Annotated in this window: 22 protein-coding genes; 12 read left to right on the top strand and 10 right to left on the bottom strand. The window is 34.2% G+C overall.

Translation table 11 applies throughout. The annotated features are described in order from the left end of the window. Positions 1 to 146: 146 nt before the first annotated feature. The 6 genes from ACYQ5R_RS03560 to ACYQ5R_RS03585 are packed head-to-tail and all read left to right on the top strand — an operon-like array spanning position 147 to position 5,069. Complete coding sequence (locus ACYQ5R_RS03560; protein ID WP_460189534.1) at positions 147 to 518, top strand: hypothetical protein; 372 nt, start codon at positions 147 to 149, stop codon at positions 516 to 518. Between the two features lie 20 nt (positions 519 to 538). Further along, positions 539 to 2,053, top strand: coding sequence for a sensor histidine kinase (locus ACYQ5R_RS03565; protein ID WP_460189535.1), 1,515 nt, complete (start codon positions 539 to 541; stop codon positions 2,051 to 2,053). Next, positions 2,043 to 2,711, top strand: a complete 669-nt coding sequence (locus ACYQ5R_RS03570) for a response regulator transcription factor (RefSeq protein WP_460189536.1) — start codon at positions 2,043 to 2,045, stop codon at positions 2,709 to 2,711. The genes ACYQ5R_RS03565 and ACYQ5R_RS03570 overlap by 11 nt, the downstream gene beginning before the upstream one ends. A gap of 23 nt (positions 2,712 to 2,734) precedes the next feature. Further along, on the top strand, positions 2,735 to 3,280 hold the full coding sequence (locus ACYQ5R_RS03575; protein ID WP_460189537.1) for a hypothetical protein: 546 nt from the start codon (positions 2,735 to 2,737) through the stop codon (positions 3,278 to 3,280). Between the two features lie 24 nt (positions 3,281 to 3,304). After that, positions 3,305 to 3,919, top strand: coding sequence for a deoxynucleoside kinase (locus ACYQ5R_RS03580; RefSeq protein ID WP_460189538.1), 615 nt, complete (start codon positions 3,305 to 3,307; stop codon positions 3,917 to 3,919). After that, a complete protein-coding gene (locus tag ACYQ5R_RS03585) occupies positions 3,906 to 5,069 on the top strand; it encodes a glycoside hydrolase family 53 protein (RefSeq protein WP_460189539.1) in 1,164 nt (387 codons plus the stop codon). Before ACYQ5R_RS03580 ends, ACYQ5R_RS03585 begins: the two co-directional genes overlap by 14 nt. A gap of 70 nt (positions 5,070 to 5,139) precedes the next feature. On the opposite strand, the gene metG is transcribed toward ACYQ5R_RS03585, so the two are convergent. Then, positions 5,140 to 7,197 carry a methionine--tRNA ligase gene (metG, locus tag ACYQ5R_RS03590; protein ID WP_460189540.1) on the bottom strand — a complete coding sequence of 686 codons (2,058 nt, stop codon included), beginning with the start codon at positions 7,195 to 7,197 and terminating at the stop codon, positions 5,140 to 5,142. Positions 7,198 to 7,395: 198 nt separating this feature from the next. Between metG and ACYQ5R_RS03595 the strand changes: the two genes are divergently transcribed. From ACYQ5R_RS03595 to ACYQ5R_RS03610, 4 genes are read left to right on the top strand one after another with little or no spacing between them, the layout of a single operon-like run. Next, positions 7,396 to 8,304, top strand: coding sequence for a S66 peptidase family protein (locus tag ACYQ5R_RS03595; RefSeq protein WP_460189541.1), 909 nt, complete (start codon positions 7,396 to 7,398; stop codon positions 8,302 to 8,304). Next, the gene (locus ACYQ5R_RS03600; protein ID WP_460189542.1) at positions 8,304 to 9,677 is read left to right on the top strand and encodes an alanine/glycine:cation symporter family protein; all 1,374 of its coding nucleotides are present in this window, start codon (positions 8,304 to 8,306) and stop codon (positions 9,675 to 9,677) included. The genes ACYQ5R_RS03595 and ACYQ5R_RS03600 overlap by 1 nt, the downstream gene beginning before the upstream one ends. A 4-nt stretch (positions 9,678 to 9,681) precedes the next feature. Next, entirely contained in the window at positions 9,682 to 10,041 is a 360-nt protein-coding gene (locus ACYQ5R_RS03605; RefSeq protein ID WP_460189543.1) for a YraN family protein, read from the top strand. Between the two features lie 20 nt (positions 10,042 to 10,061). Beyond that, the gene (locus ACYQ5R_RS03610) at positions 10,062 to 11,444 is read left to right on the top strand and encodes a sulfatase-like hydrolase/transferase (RefSeq protein WP_460189544.1); all 1,383 of its coding nucleotides are present in this window, start codon (positions 10,062 to 10,064) and stop codon (positions 11,442 to 11,444) included. Here the strand turns inward: ACYQ5R_RS03610 and ACYQ5R_RS03615 are convergent. Next, the gene (locus ACYQ5R_RS03615; RefSeq protein ID WP_460189545.1) at positions 11,434 to 12,756 is read right to left on the bottom strand and encodes a TlpA family protein disulfide reductase; all 1,323 of its coding nucleotides are present in this window, start codon (positions 12,754 to 12,756) and stop codon (positions 11,434 to 11,436) included. The two genes, ACYQ5R_RS03610 and ACYQ5R_RS03615, sit on opposite strands and share 11 nt — an antisense overlap. Before the next feature lie 80 nt (positions 12,757 to 12,836). Here ACYQ5R_RS03615 and ACYQ5R_RS03620 point away from each other — a divergent pair, with 80 nt between their 5' ends. Next, the gene (locus ACYQ5R_RS03620; RefSeq protein ID WP_460189546.1) at positions 12,837 to 13,631 is read left to right on the top strand and encodes an SDR family oxidoreductase; all 795 of its coding nucleotides are present in this window, start codon (positions 12,837 to 12,839) and stop codon (positions 13,629 to 13,631) included. Here ACYQ5R_RS03620 and ACYQ5R_RS03625 read toward each other — a convergent pair. Further along, positions 13,628 to 13,978, bottom strand: a complete 351-nt coding sequence (locus tag ACYQ5R_RS03625; RefSeq protein WP_460189547.1) for a hypothetical protein — start codon at positions 13,976 to 13,978, stop codon at positions 13,628 to 13,630. The two genes, ACYQ5R_RS03620 and ACYQ5R_RS03625, sit on opposite strands and share 4 nt — an antisense overlap. 96 nt (positions 13,979 to 14,074) lie before the next feature. Here ACYQ5R_RS03625 and ACYQ5R_RS03630 point away from each other — a divergent pair, with 96 nt between their 5' ends. After that, on the top strand, positions 14,075 to 14,629 hold the full coding sequence (locus ACYQ5R_RS03630; protein ID WP_460189548.1) for a CvpA family protein: 555 nt from the start codon (positions 14,075 to 14,077) through the stop codon (positions 14,627 to 14,629). Here ACYQ5R_RS03630 and ACYQ5R_RS03635 read toward each other — a convergent pair. The 7 genes from ACYQ5R_RS03635 to ACYQ5R_RS03665 form a co-directional block, all read right to left on the bottom strand. After that, a complete protein-coding gene (locus ACYQ5R_RS03635) occupies positions 14,626 to 15,240 on the bottom strand; it encodes a trimeric intracellular cation channel family protein (RefSeq protein ID WP_460189549.1) in 615 nt (204 codons plus the stop codon). The two genes, ACYQ5R_RS03630 and ACYQ5R_RS03635, sit on opposite strands and share 4 nt — an antisense overlap. Before the next feature lie 27 nt (positions 15,241 to 15,267). Next, the gene (locus tag ACYQ5R_RS03640; protein WP_460189550.1) at positions 15,268 to 15,837 is read right to left on the bottom strand and encodes a hypothetical protein; all 570 of its coding nucleotides are present in this window, start codon (positions 15,835 to 15,837) and stop codon (positions 15,268 to 15,270) included. 68 nt (positions 15,838 to 15,905) lie between these two features. Continuing rightward, complete coding sequence (locus tag ACYQ5R_RS03645) at positions 15,906 to 16,454, bottom strand: hypothetical protein (RefSeq protein WP_460189551.1); 549 nt, start codon at positions 16,452 to 16,454, stop codon at positions 15,906 to 15,908. A 119-nt stretch (positions 16,455 to 16,573) separates the two neighbouring features. After that, positions 16,574 to 17,326, bottom strand: a complete 753-nt coding sequence (locus ACYQ5R_RS03650; RefSeq protein ID WP_460189552.1) for an SH3 domain-containing protein — start codon at positions 17,324 to 17,326, stop codon at positions 16,574 to 16,576. A 1-nt stretch (position 17,327) separates the two neighbouring features. After that, a complete protein-coding gene (locus tag ACYQ5R_RS03655; RefSeq protein ID WP_460189553.1) occupies positions 17,328 to 19,106 on the bottom strand; it encodes a BatD family protein in 1,779 nt (592 codons plus the stop codon). Positions 19,107 to 19,108: 2 nt separating this feature from the next. Further along, positions 19,109 to 19,897, bottom strand: a complete 789-nt coding sequence (locus ACYQ5R_RS03660; protein WP_460189554.1) for a tetratricopeptide repeat protein — start codon at positions 19,895 to 19,897, stop codon at positions 19,109 to 19,111. Next, entirely contained in the window at positions 19,894 to 20,931 is a 1,038-nt protein-coding gene (locus tag ACYQ5R_RS03665; protein WP_460189555.1) for a vWA domain-containing protein, read from the bottom strand. Before ACYQ5R_RS03665 ends, ACYQ5R_RS03660 begins: the two co-directional genes overlap by 4 nt. Positions 20,932 to 20,933 lie beyond the last annotated feature (2 nt).

Consider the following 20,933-nt stretch of genomic DNA (forward strand, 5'->3'; position numbering starts at 1 on the left):
TTTCAGTTTTTTGGTTTTGTCGTTACAAATGTATGAGGTGCTTTTACAACACAGCGTTAAGTAGTGTTAACGAGTGTTAACCACCTTTTTTCTTCGCATTTAACTCGCTACTTTTGAACCACGTAAAACCAAAAAAACAAATAATTATGAAAAAATACGGAATTCTTTTAATCGCTCTTTTATTGCTTTCTTATGTAGGATTTAGTCAAAAAACAACCTATACAAAAACCAAGATAACTAAAGTTGCAGATTTTAAAATAGAGACCGACAATTTTGAAGAATTAACTTCTTTTGACTGGGCTTCGATTCATGAAATATTTGAAAATAATAATCCTGAAGAAACCATTACCTTAGCATTTGTTTACACAAACAAAGCTGAGAAAGAAGAAGGTGATGATGTTTATATAGACAACCTTGAGTTTAAGGTTACAGGTAAATCATCTGAAATAGATAAATTAACCAAACAAATGTCTAAAACCTTGTCCAAAATTTCTAAGTTAGAAACGCGAACTAGATAAAGCTTAATTGATTTTATAGTATGAATACTAAAAAATATCAATGGATAATTCTTTCTATTGCACTCACAATTGTAGCAACAATTGGAGTGCAATTTTATTGGAATTATAAAAATTACTCCGAAAATAAAGTACGTGTAAACAACGAAATACAGAGTAGTTTAGACAATGCCATTGATGAGTATTACAGCACGCTTTCAAAAGACAAGTTTCTTACTATAATTAATGTTGATAGCCTTAATAATGACTACAACTTATTCGCTAATTTTTACCCTGAAGAATCAGATTCGTCACCAAAAAAGAAAAAGGCAAAATTTACTATCAACTCATTAGAAATTAAAACTGACGATCCAAATGAGTACGCAAAAATGCCAGAACTTATTAATGAGCTCTTATTTGATGGTGATAGTGCAGAGTTGAAAGAACTGAATCAGAACGATCCAGTTATTGAAAAGAAACCGTTGCGTGTATACCACGATAAAAAAAGTGTAGATAGTATTCGAGTTTTAAAAGGTATTCAATCTGTAATGATTGCATTTTCTACAGATACTTTAAACCTCCAACAGATGGACTCTCTTTTTTTAAATCAGTTGGCAAAAAACAGTATCTCTACACCCTATTATTTTGAACTAAAAACAAACGATAGTATCTCTCAAACCAATAGAGCTTCGAATCAATTGTTCGAGTATAAAGTGAGTTCAAAATCTACTTATTTACGCCAGAATCAATTTTTCACAACCTATTATAAAGACCCTAGTTTATCGGCCTTAAAAAAGAGTTCCTTCGGCATTTTTCTCTCACTAATTCTATCAAGTGCTGTAATTCTTTGCTTGGTCTATTTATTGAAAATCATTAATGAGCAAAAGAAATTATCTGATATTAAAAACGACCTCATCAGCAATATTACACATGAGTTTAAAACTCCGATTGCTACTATTGGTGTTGCTTTAGAAGGATTACAAAATTTTGATGCCATTAAAGATCCAGAAAGGGCTAACAAATATGTAAACATGTCTCAAGAGCAGTTAGGCAAGTTACATTTGATGGTTGAAAAACTGCTAGAAACAGCCACCTTAAAAAATGGTAGATTCAATCTAGAAAAAGAATTGGTAGATATTGTTGCATTGGTTCAATCTTTAGTAGAAAAGCAACGAATTGCTAACCCAACTTGTACCATTCAGTTTTCTTCGGCATTAAGTAATAAAGAGTTAAATTTAGACATCCTCCACTTTGAAAATGCAGTATTAAATTTGATTGATAATGCCATAAAATACGGAAACAGAATGGTAGAAATTCTTATTCAAGATGACGCTTCAATATTGATAATTGACAATGGAAAAGGAATTGCTAAAAATCAGCAAGAAAAGATATTTGACCAGTTTTACAGAATCCCAACAGGAAATGTACATAACATAAAAGGTTTCGGTATTGGATTACACTACACCAAAAAAGTACTTAATAAACATAATGCATCCTTATTTGTAGCTTCTAGCGAACCTGGTAAAACCGTTTTTAAAATTACTTGGAATGACAACTAAAATCCTCTTAGCAGAAGACGAACCTAGTTTAGGACAGATAATCAAAGAGAGTTTAGAAACTCGAAACTTTGAAGTGATGTTTTGTCAAGATGGAGAAGCCGCTTTGCAAGCTTATTTGAATGATAGTCCGCAATTGTTGGTACTAGATGTCATGATGCCTAAAAAAGATGGCTTTACTTTGGCCAAAGAAATTAGAGCGTTAGATAGTCAAATTCCCATTTTATTTTTAACCGCCAAATCACAGGTGAAAGATGTGGTTGAAGGCTTTGAAATTGGAGGGAATGATTATCTAAAAAAACCATTTAGTATGGAGGAATTGATTGTCCGAATCAATGCACTACTAAAAAGACAAAAAACACAAAGTAATGATGTAGCTATTGGCCTATACTCTTTTAATTTACTCAAACAAGAGTTGTGTTTTGAAAATGACTGCACCAACCTTACTCATAGAGAAGCACAGCTGCTTTGGCATTTGTACAGCAAAAAGAACGAAGTTTTAGATCGGTCTATTATTCTTAAAAAATTGTGGGGTGAAGACGATTTTTTTAACGCGAGAAGCATGGACGTCTTTATCTCGAAACTACGTAAAAAATTGAAGAAAGATAGCAGTATTCAAATACTAAACGTGCGAGGTTTTGGTTATAAAATGATATGTTAACCAATTTAAGTATCTTTGATACTATGAAGCGCTTTACTTTCTTTTTACCCCTTCTTTTTGGTATTACCATCTTCGCTCAAAGCACAGAAATAGATACATTAGGAATCGATATTTTTAGTGCTACTTATACATTAGAAAACAATATTCTTTATAAAACTACAGATCAAGAAACCTACAATTACCAAAATCTAGCACTTGGCAATGTAACCAGTGTAGATTTTGTAAATACGTTAGAAATTGTTGTTTTTTATGCCGATTTTAATGCTGTTGTCATACTAGATAATAGATTAAATCAAATTCATGAATTACGCTTTATTCCAACTATACTTTTTGTAAACAAAGGCATTGTTAATACCATTTGGCGCTATAACGAAACCGCTCAGGTATTAGAATTATATGATTATAAATTAAAAAAAGTAATTAGTTCTTCTCCTGTTATTGCCAATTTTGTTCCGATAGAAATGAAAAGCAATTTTAATTCTGTTACGCTAATTGGTGAAAATAAATCACTAATTTTTGACCAATATTTAGCTTTATTAGAAACAAAATATCATCAAAAAAATAACTAAATTAGCCTTATAAAAATTTGACACATGCATATAGCTGTTGCAGGAAACATTGGCGCAGGTAAAACGACTCTAACCAAGCTTTTAGCCAAACATTACAAATGGGAACCTCACTTTGAATCTGTGGATGAAAACCCATATTTAGATGATTTTTACGGTGAAATGGAACGTTGGAGTTTTAACTTGCAAGTATATTTTTTAAACAGCAGATTTCGTCAAGTTTTAGAATTGCGTAAAAGTGGAAAAGACATTATTCAAGATCGTACCATTTATGAAGACGCAAGCATCTTCGCACCAAACTTACACGCAATGGGATTGATGACTAATCGCGATTTTCAAAACTATGCATCTTTATTTGAATTAATGGAAAACTTGGTAACACCTCCAGATTTATTAATTTATTTAAGAGGAAGCATAGAAACCCTTGTGGGGCAAATTCACAAAAGAGGACGCGACTACGAGAACTCAATCTCCATTGATTATTTAAGTAGGTTAAACGAGCGCTATGAAGCTTGGATTAGTCAGTACAACAAAGGTAAATTACTCGTAATTGATGTAGATAATTTAAACTTTGTCGATAATCCTGAAGATTTGGCTTCTGTTATAGAGCGAATAGATGCCCAAATTCATGGATTATTTTAAACACATACACCACATCGGCTTAAAAGTAGCTATCTTATTTTTTGTACTCCCATTATCGAGCTGTTCTGATTCAGATGCACAAGAAGCAGATCCGAATCCTCCGACTGAAACACCTAATGCTTTTTATCTAGGCACAGATTTGTCTTATGTAAATGAACTAGAAGATTTTGGAGCAACATATCGTAAAAATGGGAATTTAATCGATCCTTTCACACTCTTTTCTGAAGCAGGTTCAAGTATGGTTCGGGTGCGATTATGGCACACTCCACCTAAGGGGTATTCAGATTTTGAGGATGTCAAAAAAACCATGTTACGAGCAAAAGCTGCACAAATGGAAACCTTGTTAGATTTCCATTATTCAGACTTTTGGGCAGACCCTCAAAAACAAGAAATTCCTGCAACATGGGCACATATTACGGATACGGAAGAACTGGCAGAAACAGTATATAATTATACCTATAATACATTAGAGCAATTTCGAACTGCCGGCGTGGTGCCAACAATGGTTCAGATAGGCAATGAAATTAATATAGAAGTCATGCAATATCCTGGTAGCACTCCCGGACCAATTAATTGGGATCGTAACAGCACATTATTGCAATCAGGCTTAAATGCCGTTAAAGATTTTAATTCAAATTATAATACAGACATTCAAACCTTGCTGCACATAGCTCAACCTGAAAATGCATTTTGGTGGTTTGAACAAGCGTATCAAAATGGATTAACTGCATTTGATATTATAGCGCTTTCGTACTACCCGAAATGGTCTGACTATAGTTTGGATCAGATTGATACAGCAATTGCTTCTTTGCAAACCCAATTTGGGAAACCCGTATTTATTGTTGAAACTGCTTATCCGCATAGTTTACAAAATGTAGACAACGCAAATAATATTCTTGGTAATGATGCTTTGATTTCAGGTTATCCAGCAACAGCTCAAGGACAATTAGATTACCTAATCGACTTAACAAACGAGGTAAAAAATGCCAATGGATTAGGTGTATTATACTGGGAACCTGCTTGGGTAACATCAAATACACAAACTGCTTGGGGAGAAGGTTCTCATTGGGATAACGCTACTTTTTTTGACGCTTTTAACAATAACGAAGCATTACCAGCTTTTGAGTTTTTTGATTTGAGTAATTATTAAATTACAATTTATACTAACATAAAAAAGGGCGTGCAAATGCACGCCCTTTTTATTACAATATTTTAAACTGTTAGCTCACACTCTCTCCATTTTCAACAGCTTGTTCTGGTTCTATAAAAGCTAATTTACCATCAGGGGTGTCAGTCATTAAAATCATTCCTTGACTTTCAACACCTCTAATTTTTCGAGGAGCTAGATTAACCAACACACTTACTTGTTGCCCAATAATATCTTCTGATTTAAAGCTTTCGGCAATACCACTCACAATTGTTCGAGTATCAATTCCAACATCAACTTTAAGCTTCAATAATTTCTTAGTTTTTGGAACTTTCTCTGCTTCTAAAATCGTTCCTATGCGGATATCTAATTTCAAAAAGTCATCAAAAGCAACCGTATCTTTTTGAGGTTCTACCGTTTTATTTGCAGCCTCGTTGGCCTGCTTTGTAGCTTCCAATTTTGCCAACTGAGCCTCAATTTCTTTATCTTCAATTTTATTGAATAACAACTCAGCTTTACCAATTTGATGTCCTGCAGCTACCAATACTTCTTTAGCTTCAACATCAATCCAAGAAATTTGAACTGCTTCAGAATTCACCTTTAAAATTCCTTTCAATTTATCAGAAGTAAAAGGTAAAAATGGTTCTGCTAAGGTTGCTAAAGCAGCGCTTATTTGTAGCGCAACATACATAATGGTCTGTACACGCTCTGGATTTTCTTTTACTTGTTTCCAAGGCTCTTCATCCGCTAAATACTTATTTCCTAATCGGGCTAAATTCATCAATTCACCAAGGGCCTCTCTAAATCTATAACGCTCAATTGAATGCCCAATAATACTCGGGTAGTCTTTCATTTTAGCTAGAGTTTCTTCATCTACAGCCTCAAATTCATTGGGTGTAGGTACAATACCAGTGTAGTACTTGTTTGTTAGAACAACAACACGATTGATAAAGTTTCCAAAGATTGCTACTAGCTCACTGTTGTTTCTTGTTTGAAAATCTTTCCAAGTAAAGTCGTTGTCTTTGGTTTCAGGTGCATTGGCTGTTAAAGTATAACGCAATACATCTTGTTTACCGGGAAAATCTTCTAAATACTCGTGCAACCAAACTGCCCAGTTTTTAGAAGTCGAAATTTTATTTCCTTCTAAATTCAAAAACTCATTGGCTGGCACATTTTCTGGTAGAATATAATCTCCATGTGCCTTTAACATCGCTGGGAAAATAATACAGTGAAATACAATATTATCTTTTCCAATAAAGTGAACCAATTTGGTATCCCTATCTTTCCAATAAGGTTCCCAATCAATTCCTTTCTTTTCGGCCCACTCCTTTGTTGATGAAATATAACCAATAGGTGCATCAAACCAAACATACAACACTTTGCCATCTGACCCTTCAACAGGTACAGGAATTCCCCAATCTAAGTCTCTAGTTACTGCTCTCGGTCTCAAACCATCGTCTACCCAAGACTTTACTTGACCCAACACATTGGTCTTCCAATCTGCTTTATGCCCAACCAAAATCCATTCTTTTAACCAAGACTCATAAGCATCTAAAGGTAAATACCAATGCTTTGTTTGTTTCAATGTTGGCACATTACCAGTAATCGCACTTTTAGGATTTATAAGATCTGTTGCATTATGGCTAGTACCACAACGCTCACACTGATCACCATAACTTTCTTCATTTCCGCATTTAGGACATGTGCCTATAACAAATCTATCTGCTAAAAACTGCTGTGCAGTTTCATCGTACAACTGCTCTTCTGTTTTCTCAATAAACTTACCTTGCTCGTATAAGTTTTTAAAATATTCTGATGCCGTTTTATGATGAACCTCTGCAGACGTTCTTGAATAATTATCGAATGAAATTCCAAAATCTTCAAAAGACTTTTTAATGATGGCGTGATATTTATCTACCACTTGTTGCGGAGTAATTCCTTCTTTTTTGGCTTTTAAAGTAATAGGTACTCCATGCTCATCTGAACCACAAACAAAAGCTACATTATTTCCTTTTAATCTTAAATAACGTGCATAAATATCAGAAGGAACATACACTCCCGCTAAGTGCCCAATATGAACCGGACCGTTGGTATAAGGAAGCGCAGAAGTAATAGTATATCTTTTTGCCATTTGTCTTTATTTGAAGGCACAAAAGTACGTAATTTCTTCGTTTTAAAGCAGCAGATCTAAAGGCATTTTAATGCATTGTATGCAACGAAATCGCTATATTTACCAAAAGCCAAATGTATGATGGGGAGACCTTTAATTCTTTTGATTTTCACCCTATTGCTATCGAATTGTTTATCGGCTCAAAATGATAAAAAAACAATGATTCAACCACCTTATTTACAAAAAGGAGATACTATTGCAATAGTTGCGCCTTCAGGAATTTTAAAAAATAAAGAAGCACATATACAACGTGCTACCAATTTATTAAAAAGTTGGGGGCTTGAAATTCTAGTAGGTCAGCATGTATTTAAAGATGGAAATCATTTTGCGGGTTCAGACAAGGAACGTACAGAAGATTTTCAAATAGCTTTAGACAACCCAAATATTAAAGCAATTTGGTGTGCAAGAGGTGGTTATGGCGCTGTTAGAATAATAGATAATTTAGACTACACCAAGTTTAAAGAATCGCCGAAATGGATTATTGGTTATTCCGATATCACTGCAATACACAACGATTTAAATGTACTTGGTTATCAGAGTATTCAAGCAATTCTTTGCACGAGTCTTACTGAAGATTTAAAGAACTTAGATCAAAGTATTGACACCTTTAGAAAAGCCCTTTTTGGAGAGCAATTAAACTATGAAATTGATGCTTCAGAATACAACAAATTAGGCAACGTACAAGGCGAATTGGTTGGAGGCAACCTTACCTTATTACATACAATGTTAGGCTCTCGCTCTAGCATTAATACTGATGGAAAAATCTTGTTTATAGAAGAAATTGGCGAATATGCATATCATATAGATCGCATGTTACAAAGTTTAAAACGAGCTGGTTATTTTGACAATCTCAATGGTTTAATTATTGGAGATATGAGTAACATTCGAGAGAATACAACAGAATGGGGTTCCAGTATAGAACAGCTCATTTTAGATGTTGTTGACTCCTATGATTTTCCTGTGGCATTTAATTTTCCTGCAGGTCATGAAGACGACAACCGAGCTTTAATTTTTGGAAAAAAAGTAACTTTGTCTGTTTCTAAAGTTCATACCACATTAGATTTTTAATGACTTTTATCGAACAACTTGTTTCAGACTTCTCCTCTTTTGTTTGGGGACTTCCATTACTGATTTTATTGATTGGCGGAGGATTGTATTTGTTAATTGTATCTCGCTTTTTACAATTTCGATTTTTCGGACATGCTATTCAATTATTGAGAGGTAAATACAACGATCCAAATGATCCAGGTCAAATCAGTCATTTTCAAGCGCTCACTACTGCCCTATCTGCAACCGTTGGAATGGGTAATATTTCTGGCGTTGCCGTAGCTATTGCTATTGGTGGCCCTGGAGCCATTTTTTGGATGTGGGTAAGCGCCATTGTTGGTATGAGTACAAAATTTTTTACGGCTGCTTTGGCTATTATGTATCGTAGTAAAGATAGTGCCGGTGAAATTCAGGGTGGCCCAATGTATATGATTACCGAAGGATTGGGTAAAGCATGGAAACCTCTAGCAGTATTTTTTAGTGCTTGCTTAATGTTAGGAGCCTTACCTATTTTTAATGTCAATCAATTAACACAGGCAATAAATGATATTGTTTTAATTCCGAATGGTTATGAGGTAAGTCTTACTTCCAATATTGCCATTGGTATGGTATTGATTGTTATAACTTCCATTGTAATTCTAGGAGGTTTAAAGCGCATTGGAAAAGTTACCTCTAGATTAGTTCCTGCTATGGTATTACTTTATTTTGTTCTTGTAGCAATCATTTTAGCTACACATATAGAAGAAGTACCAAAGTATTTACAACTGATTTTTACAGACGCATTTTCAGCAAATTTTATTGATAATGAGTCATTATTTGGTGGAGCGTTAGGTGCCTTAATAATTTACGGAGTTCAGAGAGGCGCGTTCTCAAATGAGGCTGGTATTGGTACCGCCCCTATGGCACATGGCGCCGCTAAAACATCTGAGCCAATAAGAGAAGGTTTAGTAGCAATGCTCGGACCATTTATAGACACCATTGTGGTTTGTACATTAACCGCCTTAGCAATTTTGGTAACAGGTGTTTGGCAATCAAGTGATGTCAATGGAGTTAGCTTAACCGCTGTAGCATTTAGCGATGCAATGCCCGTTTATGGCACATACGCATTAATGCTTTGCGTTGCAATTTTTAGTATATCGTCGTTGTTCTCTTATTCGTATTATGGCACCAAGGCCATGTCATTTATTTTCGGAGCCCATAGAAAAAAGTATTACAACTACATTTATATAGCAAGTATCCTTTTAGGTACCACTACAAGTTTAACATTAGTGCTAGGTTTAATAGATAGTGCTTTTGCACTTATGGCAGTTCCAACAATGTTAACTACGGTAATTCTGGCTCCAAAAGTGCGCAAAGAAACCAAACGCTATATCACAGAGCTTCGCAAAAAATAAGTGTATGGCACAGCACAATGAGTTTGGTAAAAAAGGAGAAGCACTTGCGATTGAACATCTCAAAACTAATGGTTATGCCATACTTGAAAAAAATTGGCGATATCAAAAAGCTGAAGTAGATATAATCGCTGAAAAAGATAACACCCTTATTGCTGTTGAAGTAAAGGCACGATCTTCTGATTATTTCGGAGATCCACAAGATTTTGTGTCTAAGAAAAAAATTCAACTTTTAGTTCTTGCTATGGATGCCTATGCAAAAGAGCAAAATAGTGACAAAGAAATTCGATTTGATATTATTGCGATTCTAAAAGAGGCAAATAAATTAAAAATAGAACATATTGTAGATGCTTTTCTATATTTTTAGCAAACGTAAAAAACAACCAAATGAAATTCCGTGTATTATTCACTGCAATCCTATTAGGATTCTATTGTATAAGTTGCACCCAACAATCCACTCCTGAAAAACCAAATGTTGTCATCTTTTTTCTAGACGATGCGGGATTTGCCGACTTTAATCCATTTACTGACTCAAATAATGTTATTGCCGAAACACCACATGTAAACAAATTAGCATCAGAAGGTGTAACCTACACAAACTTTCATGTGCCACAAGCAATTTGTTCTGCCTCAAGAGCTGCTTTACTTACAGGTTCTTATCCAGGGAGAACAAAAGTGTTTGGAGCACATCCACCAAAAGCAAAAGGATTGGATACCATTTATCCAACCATGGCTGAAATTTTTAAACAAAATGGATATACTACTGGCATCTTTGGAAAATGGCATTTAGGTGATCAAGAAGGCACTAGGTCGCATGATCGCGGTTTTGATTATAGTGCTGGGTTAATGTACTCAAATGACATGTGGGAGCATCATCCGGAAAACCCAAGATATTGGGGGAAATTTCCTTTGCAATATTGGAAAAACGGCAAAGTAACCATAGATAAAGTTACAGGAGCACATCAAAAACAATTAACGCAATGGGCTACTCAAGAATCTGTAGACTTTATTAAAAATCAAAAAGAGGAACCATTTTTACTGTATGTACCCTACTCTATGCCTCATGTACCTTTATACGTTAGTAATGATTTTGAAGGAATTTCAGGTAAAGGTTTGTATTATGATGTTATTAGCGAAATAGACTGGAGCATTGGTCAAATTACAGCAACTTTGAAAGAGAACAATCTAGATGAAAACACCATAGTAATCTTCACATCAGATAATGGTCCGTGGGCTGTATATGGCAATCACGCTGGAAAAACTCCTTTTAGATCTTATAAAGGCACCTCTTTTGAAGGAGGTACTAGGAGTGCTTGTATTATTAAATATCCCCTTCAATTAAAAGGCAATACCACATCAAATAAATTATTTAATTCTATTGATCTTTTGCCTACTCTAAGTGCTTTAGCAAATATAAATTTAGAACACGAAATTGATGGGAAAAACGTATGGCCGTATTTGAATGAATCTTTTACAAATGTTCCTCATACCTATTACGCTTATAGCAACGTTGCTAATTTGGAGGCAATCGCTTCTGGCGATGGAAAATGGAAACTACATTTAGAACATAATTATATTGAACTTGATTCTATTGGGGCCGATGGGCTCCCAGGAAAATACATTGACCTAAAGCAACCTTTGGCATTGTACGATATGGAAAATGATCCGTTGGAGTCAAAAAATGTGATTGAATCAAATCCAGAAATTGCTGAAACTTTAACGGATTACGCTAAAAAACATCAAGAGAAGTTTTACAATACTACTCCGTAAAATAACTTTTTACGTCTTTAAATTCTTCTGGTTTAGCTATAATATTTTTATCAGCATCTAACACAAAATAACTTGGTGTAGCACTGATTTGATACTCTTTGGCATATTCATTCTCCCATTTACCTAATCCTAATACATGTATCCAATTTTGCATGGTTTTGGTTTGCTCTTCAAAAGCTTTAGGTTCGTCTTCTAAAGCAACAGCTACAATCTGTAATCCTGTTTTATCCTGAGCCCATTGATACAATTGAGGTATTTCTTCTAAACAATGTGAACAGTCCGTGCTCCAAAAAACTACTAAATAGTTAGCTGCCCCTTCTAAACCATGTAAATCTTTTTGAACTCCAGCCTCTTCCCAAGAGAGATTTGGAGCCTTAGACCCCAAAGCTGTAGACAACATACCTTCTATGGTTTTAAGTAATTCTTGTTGCTGAAATTCAACAGGTAATTCTAAATAGTTTGCTCTAACAAACTCTGTCAATTCTATGTGTTCATCAGAAGCAAAAGCATACATTAAAGATCCTAATATTTGTCCTTTAACAAAGTCTTCTTCGCCAATAGCTTCAATAGTTCTTGTAATGGCTTCTTTTTTAAGTAATATATCAGTGTTTACATCTTCAGCTGTATTGATAAAAAACACATATTCAACCACCTTGTCCACAAAAAACGTTGAAGGATATAAAGCGGTATCAGAAAAGTCGATATAATCGAAAAAGTGATTTTTAGTATCGTTTAAAAATGCATTTACATCCGAATGAATTTCTTGCTGATTGTATTTTCTATTCACTTTTATAAAATGCTGCGCTAACAAATTTTCTGAAGCCTCTTCAAAGGAATTTTGAATCGAATCTAATGCTACTACAGCCTTTGCATAAGCGGCATTATTGATTGGCAAAGGGCTGCTAAAATGAGCGTATTGAATTGAGTCTACTCTGTATTGAAAAGCACTTGTTTCGTTTAAATAAGATTGATACATCTTATTTTCTACAGACACTTCAAAAACCGCTGTTTCTTCCGGGTTTTCAGCCTTAAACTTTACCTTTACATTTTCTTGATTATAGATGAAATCAAAATAGTCGTTGTTAGAAAAATACAAACGGTACATCCCTGTCTTAGAATTTTCAGGCATGGTCAATTCAAATATGCCAAATTGCACATCTGCAAAGGCAACATATGATTGCGAAGAACCATATAAACCATACAAAATAACACGATCGTATTGCTGTTCTGACTCAATTTCAACAGTAACCGTGTGCTGTGCTTGCAAGTAAAAACTCACAAACAATAAAAGAAAGGTCCATTTTTTTATCATGTAGCTGTTTCTTAGTAGGTGTACAAGAATCCGACCAAAAATACACTTAAAATGAGTATTTTGCTAACAAATAATTAGAAATGAATTTTAGCAATAAAGTAGTTTGGGTTACAGGGGCTTCTTCGGGTATTGGAGAAGCATTGGCATTGGAATTATCGAAGCAAAATGCACAACTTATTTTATCGTCTCGAAATCGTGAATCGCTAGAAAAAGTTAAGGCTAATTGCAGTAAACCAGAACTGGTTAAAATTCTTCCTTTAGATTTAGAAAAATACGAACAGTTCGATGCTATTGTAAAAGAAGCGCTTTCATTTTTCGGTACGATTGACATTTTAGTGAATAATGGTGGCGTGAGTCAACGCGCAAAAGCAATCGATACTGCATTGGCAGTAGACAAACGCATTATGGATATTAACTATATGGGAACTGTGGCATTATCTAAGGCACTGTTACCTTATTTTATTTCTTCAAAAAAGGGGCATTTTGTTGTGGTAACAAGTGTGGTTGGTAAAGTGGCTACTCCTGTTCGCTCTACTTATGCAGCCTCTAAACACGCACTACATGGTTTTTTTGATAGCCTCAGAGCTGAAACCTTTAACGATGGATTAAAAGTAACCCTCATTTGTCCTGGTTATGTTAGAACCAAGCTATCATTTAATGCACTGGTTGGTGATGGAAGTTTGCAAAACAAAATGGACCCAGCTACAGACAAAGGCATTTTACCTGAAGTCTTTGCTAAAAAAATGATGCATGCAATTGCTCAAGAAAAAAGAGAAGTAATTATTGGTGGTACGAAAGAAACAGCAAGTGTTTATCTCAAGCGATTCTTCCCGGGGCTGTTATCAAAAATTATTAGAAAAGTAAATGTTACTTAAATCAGTTCAGATTCTTTAAAGTAACGTACAATAGCTTCTTTCATTAAAATAGATTGTTCTCCAGGTTTTAAGGTTGGCAATTCTTCTTTTACCTTATAATGCGGCCATCCATCGTTGTCAAAAAAATCAAACTCGTAATAACCATAAGGTTCTAACAAACGACAAATAGCAATATGCATTAAATTGATTTTTTCGTCTTTTTTAAACTTTCTTGGGGTTCCTAATTCTTGTATTCCAATCAAATAAATAATAGCGTCTAAATCTAAGGTTTCGCCATCTCCAAACTTATCTGAAATTAATGCGACTACTTCTTGCCAGTTTTGTTTTAACTCCTGCTCTCCAATCATAGTACAAAGATACAATATCTACTCGATTCAAATCTGATACACTACAAAATAGAACGGGGTATTTTTTCGTTATATTTGAACACCTATCAAACTACTATGAACACATTTGACATTGTAATTATTGTTTTGTTGCTAATTGGCTTTATACGCGGATTCAGCAAAGGGCTATTTATGGAACTCGCTTCTTTGGTTGCCCTAGTAGCAGGAATTTACGGTGCGATTTACTTTTCTTACATAGCAGAAGGCTTGTTGCTAAACTATGTGGATTGGGAAGATAATTATATTTCAATTGCTGCTTTTGGACTTACATTTTTAGTCATTATCCTCATCATTTCTCTTGTTGGAAGATTTTTTACAAAAGTTGCAGATGCCGTAGCTCTTGGCTTTTTAAATAAATTATTAGGTGGTGCTTTTGGCGTTTTAAAATTTGCTTTGTTATTGAGTGTTGTATTTATTGTATTTGATAAGCTGAATAAAAATTTACCTTTTGTATCAGATGACACTACAAAAGACGCTACTTTGTTTGAACCTGTTCGTGACTTTGCACCGCTTATTTTTCAAGACTTCTTAACTGTAGAAGATGTTGAAGATCAAATTAAAGAATTAAACGAACCAGAAGACAATACTCCAGAAGAAGACGAAGTAATTTAATTGATGGTCTTGTAAAACTTTGGCCAAATCCATTGGTATCTAACAGCCATAATACGCAATACTACTACTAACGCACTTGTAATTACATAATTAATTTCAATTGGTACCGGAGTTTGTAACAATACGTAAAAAGTAATTGCTCCTAATATACTTAAAGAAGCGTATACCTCTTTATGAAATATCAGTGGAACCTTACCACATAAGATATCTCGAATCACTCCACCAAAAGCAGCACTCATTGTACCTAAAATCACACAAATAATAGGGTGTAAACCAGACCTCATACCAATTTCAAACCCGATAATTGTAAAAATACCCAAGCCAATTGCATCAAATAAAAACATGGTCTTTCTAAAATACGCTAAGCGTTTTCTAAAAATCATGGCAATTATGGTCGAAACTAATATTACAATTAAATACTCCCAATGAATCATCCAACCAACAGGAGTTCTACCCACCAACACATCTCTTAAAGTTCCACCACCTATAGCGGTAACAGCAGCCAAGATTAAAACACCAAAAGAATCAAATTTACTGCGCATAGCGGCTAAGGCACCAGAAATGGCAAATACAGCAGTACCAATAAAGTCGAGTAAGTCGAATAAGGTCATATAACAAAAATAACCAAAAAGGAATTGTTAATCATATATTGAAAACATCTTTCGATGGTGAAAATTATCGATAAATTCAATTCTTTTGTCCTGTTCATTAAATCTATAAACCATAATCATTGTTTCAGCACTATTGTAGGTATAACGATATTTAAAAGCAATTAGTAAATACTCATTCAATTGCATCAAAGGAGAAAACGTATAACCCAGCGATGAATCTACAATTTCGATATCTGAATATAGTTTTGATGAATCCATTTCAAAATCTATTAAATTCAAAGCCATTGCATTAGTAAGTAATTCTATACCAAAAAATTCATATAAATCTCGCTTAGCATTTAAGTTTATAAAAATCAAATCTGTTAATCTTTTAGCCTTTGTATTCAAATTTAGCTTAGGAGTTCTTTTTCCCTTATACTCTTCAGGAAATTCAATCTTTAAGTTTTCAAGATCAGAACTTATGAACCTTTGATTAGAAACTGTGTGATTTACAATAGCATAAAAAATAGAGTCTAACGAATGATCACGAGATTGAGAGAATACAGTAGAACCTACTAATAAAAAAAGCATTAACAATATTGAAATTCTATTACTCATGGTTGAATTATTTCATTCAAATTTAATGCCGAGATAATAGTTCTACAATCCCCACAAACAGTGAAATTTCAATTAACTTTTTTATTTATAAGAATTTGCAAAGCCGTAGCCATAATTAATTGCCATATCATATAAGGCAATTTATTCGAAAAATTAAATTCTTGCAGATAAAACCAAAAAAAACTAAATACCAATATTAATAATAGTACACTTGCTATAATTACAAAAAAACCTGATCTTGATATACCTATTTTAAAAACATGTCTATAGAAAAAAAATGTTAGTAAGGGTGTAATAACAAATGGAGTAATTAAAGCATCGTAAAATGTTAAATCATCTACTATAATTTCATTATTAGTATATAATTTCTTTCTCAGCGAAGTAAAAACGCCTAAACAAAAATATGCTGCCCAAAAAGAAACCAACGAAGCCGCTAAACTTAATAACACACCAATAAAAGGTTGATAAACATGTCTACGAAAGTTTAATAATCCAATGACTAACCCAAAAGTTATAGGATAATACCAAATTGACATATTAGTAAGAAACAATACTAAAACACATATTATTCCAGGTAAAAGTATTTTTAAATTTTTGATCCTATATCTGGCTAACATATCATTGAAAAAAACAATATTGAATCAAGTAGTTAACAATAAATAAATTTAGACACAAAAAGTTAAATCTACAATCCCTAAAAACAGTGAAATTTTAAAATATAGAAATACAGCAGTTGTTATAACTCCTTAATATAGGCTGCAATTACCCAACCTTCTTTACCGTCTACCAATTTGATTTTTTTCCAATCATCTATAGCGTCTACAACCTCAACTTTTGCTCCTTCATGAAGTTTAAACACATTGTCTGCATTTAAGGTAGGTGCATTTTTAATATCGGTTACTTTTTCAAAAACCACGGCGTGTTTGGTGGTTAAATTATAATCATATGCCTTAAACGCAAATACCACACTCAACACCAATAAAACGGCACTGAGAATACTTGTGTTAAAAAACAATAATTTGGCTCTTGAGCTATAAGAAAAGTAATACAACAAGAATAAAATAACCGTTAAAAAAGAAGCGATTACTGCTAATACGGCCCAGATATCAAAACTCAATGGGTAGATAATTGAATCAGCGAATTTTTGTCCGATGGTTTTTGGTAACGGTTCAATATTGTCTAATGCCAACCTATTGGCAAAAATTAGGTTGGTTTGTGCATCGGTATGCAATGGGTTTAACTGCAACGCTTTTTCATAATAGTAAATCGCAGGACCCACCTTATTTTGTTTGTAGTAACTATTCCCTAAGTTAAAATACAAGGCATCACTTACCCACCCTAGATTTTCTATCTGGTGGTAACTATCTATGGCATCTTGATATTTCTCCGTACGGTATTGCTCGTTAGCCTGTTCAAACAAGGCTTGTGTGTCTTGCGAATAACTCGCAACACAAAACAACAATGCTACTATGTAAACTACTAACCTCATCTTAAATTTGCTTATCTAATTTAGCCAATACCACTTTTGCTTTATCAAACTCTTGCTGCATCATAACATTTGTTGTAGGTGTATAGCGCGCAAAATCGCAATCGTTTAATACTTCTATTAATTCCTTAATAGTTGCCTCACTAACATTTCTACCTTGTAATAATTCTGAAATTCGCTCTTGACTAATCTCAGATGTTTCTACCTTTAATTTAGCCTTTAAGTAATTGTGCAATGCTTTCTCTAGAGCAATGTAAAATGCTTCTTTTTTACCTAATTGTTTCTTTGCTTGAGACAAGTACTTTCTCGCTAATTTATCTGCTTTACGCAAACGCTTTCCTTCAACATCACTATCTAATCGTTCTTTACGCTTGCTGATAAACAAAGCAATTGGTATCAAGATAAAAGGAACTAACAATAAGGTATAAAATGTAGACGATTTAAAGAAATATGATCTCGTAGCAGGTTGAAATGCGCTGCGCAATTGTATAAACTTAAAGTCATTTGCAACGGCAACTACAGGCTCTTTTGTAACCTTTACTTCTGCTACTTCATCAGTAGATTCTGACGGTAAACTTTTTCCTTCAGCTACATCAATTATCAACGGCTCTGTTGTTATCGTTTTATAAACTTCATCGTCAACATCAAAATACGAGAATGACACTTCTGGAATTCTATATTTTCCTTTGTACTCTGGTACTATCGTATAACTGTCTTTAACTGTACCTGATAAACCGGTTAAGGTAGTTCTCACATCTTCTGAATGCTCAGGAGTATAGACCTCCAACTCATTTGGCGTCTCAATTTCTGGTAATTCAAACAACTTTAAATTACCCTTACCAGTAACACTAACACTTACTTGCGTAGTTTCATTGGCTCTTAAAATATCTTTTGTAGCTGAAATTGAGAAATCGTATTTACCAACAGCTCCATTAAAGTCTTCAGGTTGCCCCTCTAACGGTAAGGCCTTCACCTTTACTTTTCTAGCTTTAGTTTTAGTACTTAAGGTAACACGTCTTGTAATTGGGTTACCAAAGAAATCTCCTTTACCAGTAGGTACATCTACCAAGGCGTCTAAACCTACAGCAGGTATTTCTAATTCTCCTGATTTCTGAGGAATCAATAAGGCCCTACTCAAAACTAAATAACGATACTTTTCTCCTTTATATGTTGTAGTTTCTACACGCTGTTGTCTTAATTGAATATCTTGATTCCAGAAACCATTATACTGCGGCGCATTGGTTAATTTATAATCGCTCAATCCAACTTGAGAGCTGAAATACATTTTATAAACCACATACACACTTTCTCCAACATAAGGTTTGGTATCAGAAATCTCTGCGACTAAATGCACATTTTCTGAAGCGATGTATGAGGGGTCATTTGGATCTTTTGGGATCTCTGATTCAGGAACTACAGTTACCTTAACTTCATTAGAAGAAATAAGTTCTCCTTCGTATTCAATTGTAGCTGGTGGAATAGAAAGAGTGCCTATTCGCTTAGGTTTAAAGATATAGATATACCCTTGGGTATAAGAAGACTTTCCATTAATCCAAGACTGACTTACGGAAGTACTCGGTCCTCCCAAAACATCAAAATCTTTTAATTCAGGTAATTTAAAATTATCCCCACCTTGCTTATTAAAACTAAACTCAACTTTTAAACGTTGATGTATACCCAATTTACTCTTACTAACCGTAGTTGTAAGAGATACATCTTGCGCTAGCATTTGCAACGAGGCAAACAGCACAAAACTGAGTATATACAAATGTTTAAGCCTCATTATTACCAGTCTTTCTCTTGTTTGGTTTTTTTGCCTTTTTGTTTTTTGGCATTCATTTTTTCTTGTGTCTTCTTTTCTTCGTTATTCATAGCCTCTAACAACTGCTGTACCTGTTTAGGTGATAATTTACCTGGTTGCGGTTGTTGTTTCTGATCTTTTTTCTGGTCTTCAGGTTTCTTGTCGTTTTGATCGTTTTGCTGATTATCGTTGTTTTGATTCTCATCTTTATTCTGATCATCTTGATCTTTATTATCCTGATTTTCGTTATTCTGATCTTGATTTTTATCTTGTTGATCCTTATTGTCCTTGTTATCGTCGTTCTGATCTTGATTTTGCTGATTCTGCTGATCTTCTAACATCTTTTGAGCCAAAGCCAAGTTGTATCTTGTCTCTTCATCCGAAGGTTCTAACCTCAATGAATTTTTATAAGAATCTACTGCGGCTTGGTAATTCTTTTCGTTGTAAAAACTATTACCAATATTGTGGAAAGTGCTTGCCTTGGTTAGGTCATTTTCAGACATTTTATTTACCAAATCGTAGGCAGCTCTGGCCTCGTCATTTCTATCTAAAGCCAACAATGCATTTCCTAAATTGTATTGTGCAATTTCGTATTGTGGATCATTCTTAAGTGCTTTCTTATAAGCAACCTCTGCGTCGGCATACTTTTCTTGAGCGTATAATTCATTACCCTCGCGCACCAACTTTCGAGCCTCTCTTTTTAGAGCAGCCTCACTTTGCTGTGCTGATAAACCCAGCGGTAATAGTAATAATATGAAAATTATGATTCTCATTTTTTGTTAAACAGATTTAATTTTTGAATCCATTTGGTTTTTTTCTCAAACATTAAAGCATCAATTATCAAGAAGAATAATGCGATTGCTACAAACCATTGAAACTGGTCTTTATAATCTGCAAATTCCTTTGATTCAAACTCACTTTTCTCTGCTTTTTGTAATAGTTCTTCTACGTAGTCTACCGTTTTTTGCGTGCGGTTTCCTAAATAATATTCTCCCTTTCCTTTATCGGCAATTTCTTTTAACGTAGCATCATTCATGGTGGTTAATACGACTTCACCTTTACTGTCTTTTTTATAACCAACTATCTTACCATTTTGTTTGATTGGAATCGGCGATCCTTTTTCAGGATTACCAACACCAATGGTATACGTTTTTATGCCTTCTTTGGTTGCAGCATCTATAGCACTAGAGGCGTCTTCTTGATGATCTTCTCCATCACTTATAATAAACAAGAACCTATTTGTTTGTTCATCGTCATTATAATAAGTGGTCGCCAATTTAATAGCCTCATTGATCGCAGTACCCTGACTAGACACCATATCTGGATTTGCACTTTGCAAAAACATTTTAGCCGCACTCTGATCTGTTGTAATTGGCAATAATGGATATGCATTACCAGCATAAATAATGATGCCTATTCTATCACTCCCTAATTTATCGATGATCTTAGAGATAATTTGTTTTGATTTTTCAAGTCTGTTTGGAGCAATATCTTCTGCCAACATACTTCTTGATACGTCTAATGCAAAAACAATATCTACACCTTGCCTCTTTACGGTTTCAAATTTTGTTCCCATTTTAGGGTTGGCCAAGGCAATTATTAAAAATGCCAAACCTACCGAGAACACAATCATTTTAAGATACGACTTAAACATTGAGCGTTGTGGCGCTAAACGGCGCAATAAAACATCGGAAGCGAATTTTTTTTGCGTACGTTTTTTCCACCAAGAAACAGCAATAAACAGTGCGAAAATCACTGGAATTACCAATAGGTACATAAAATATGACGGCTCTTCTATTTGATACATAT

It is taken from the genome of Urechidicola sp. KH5 (assembly GCF_054661455.1).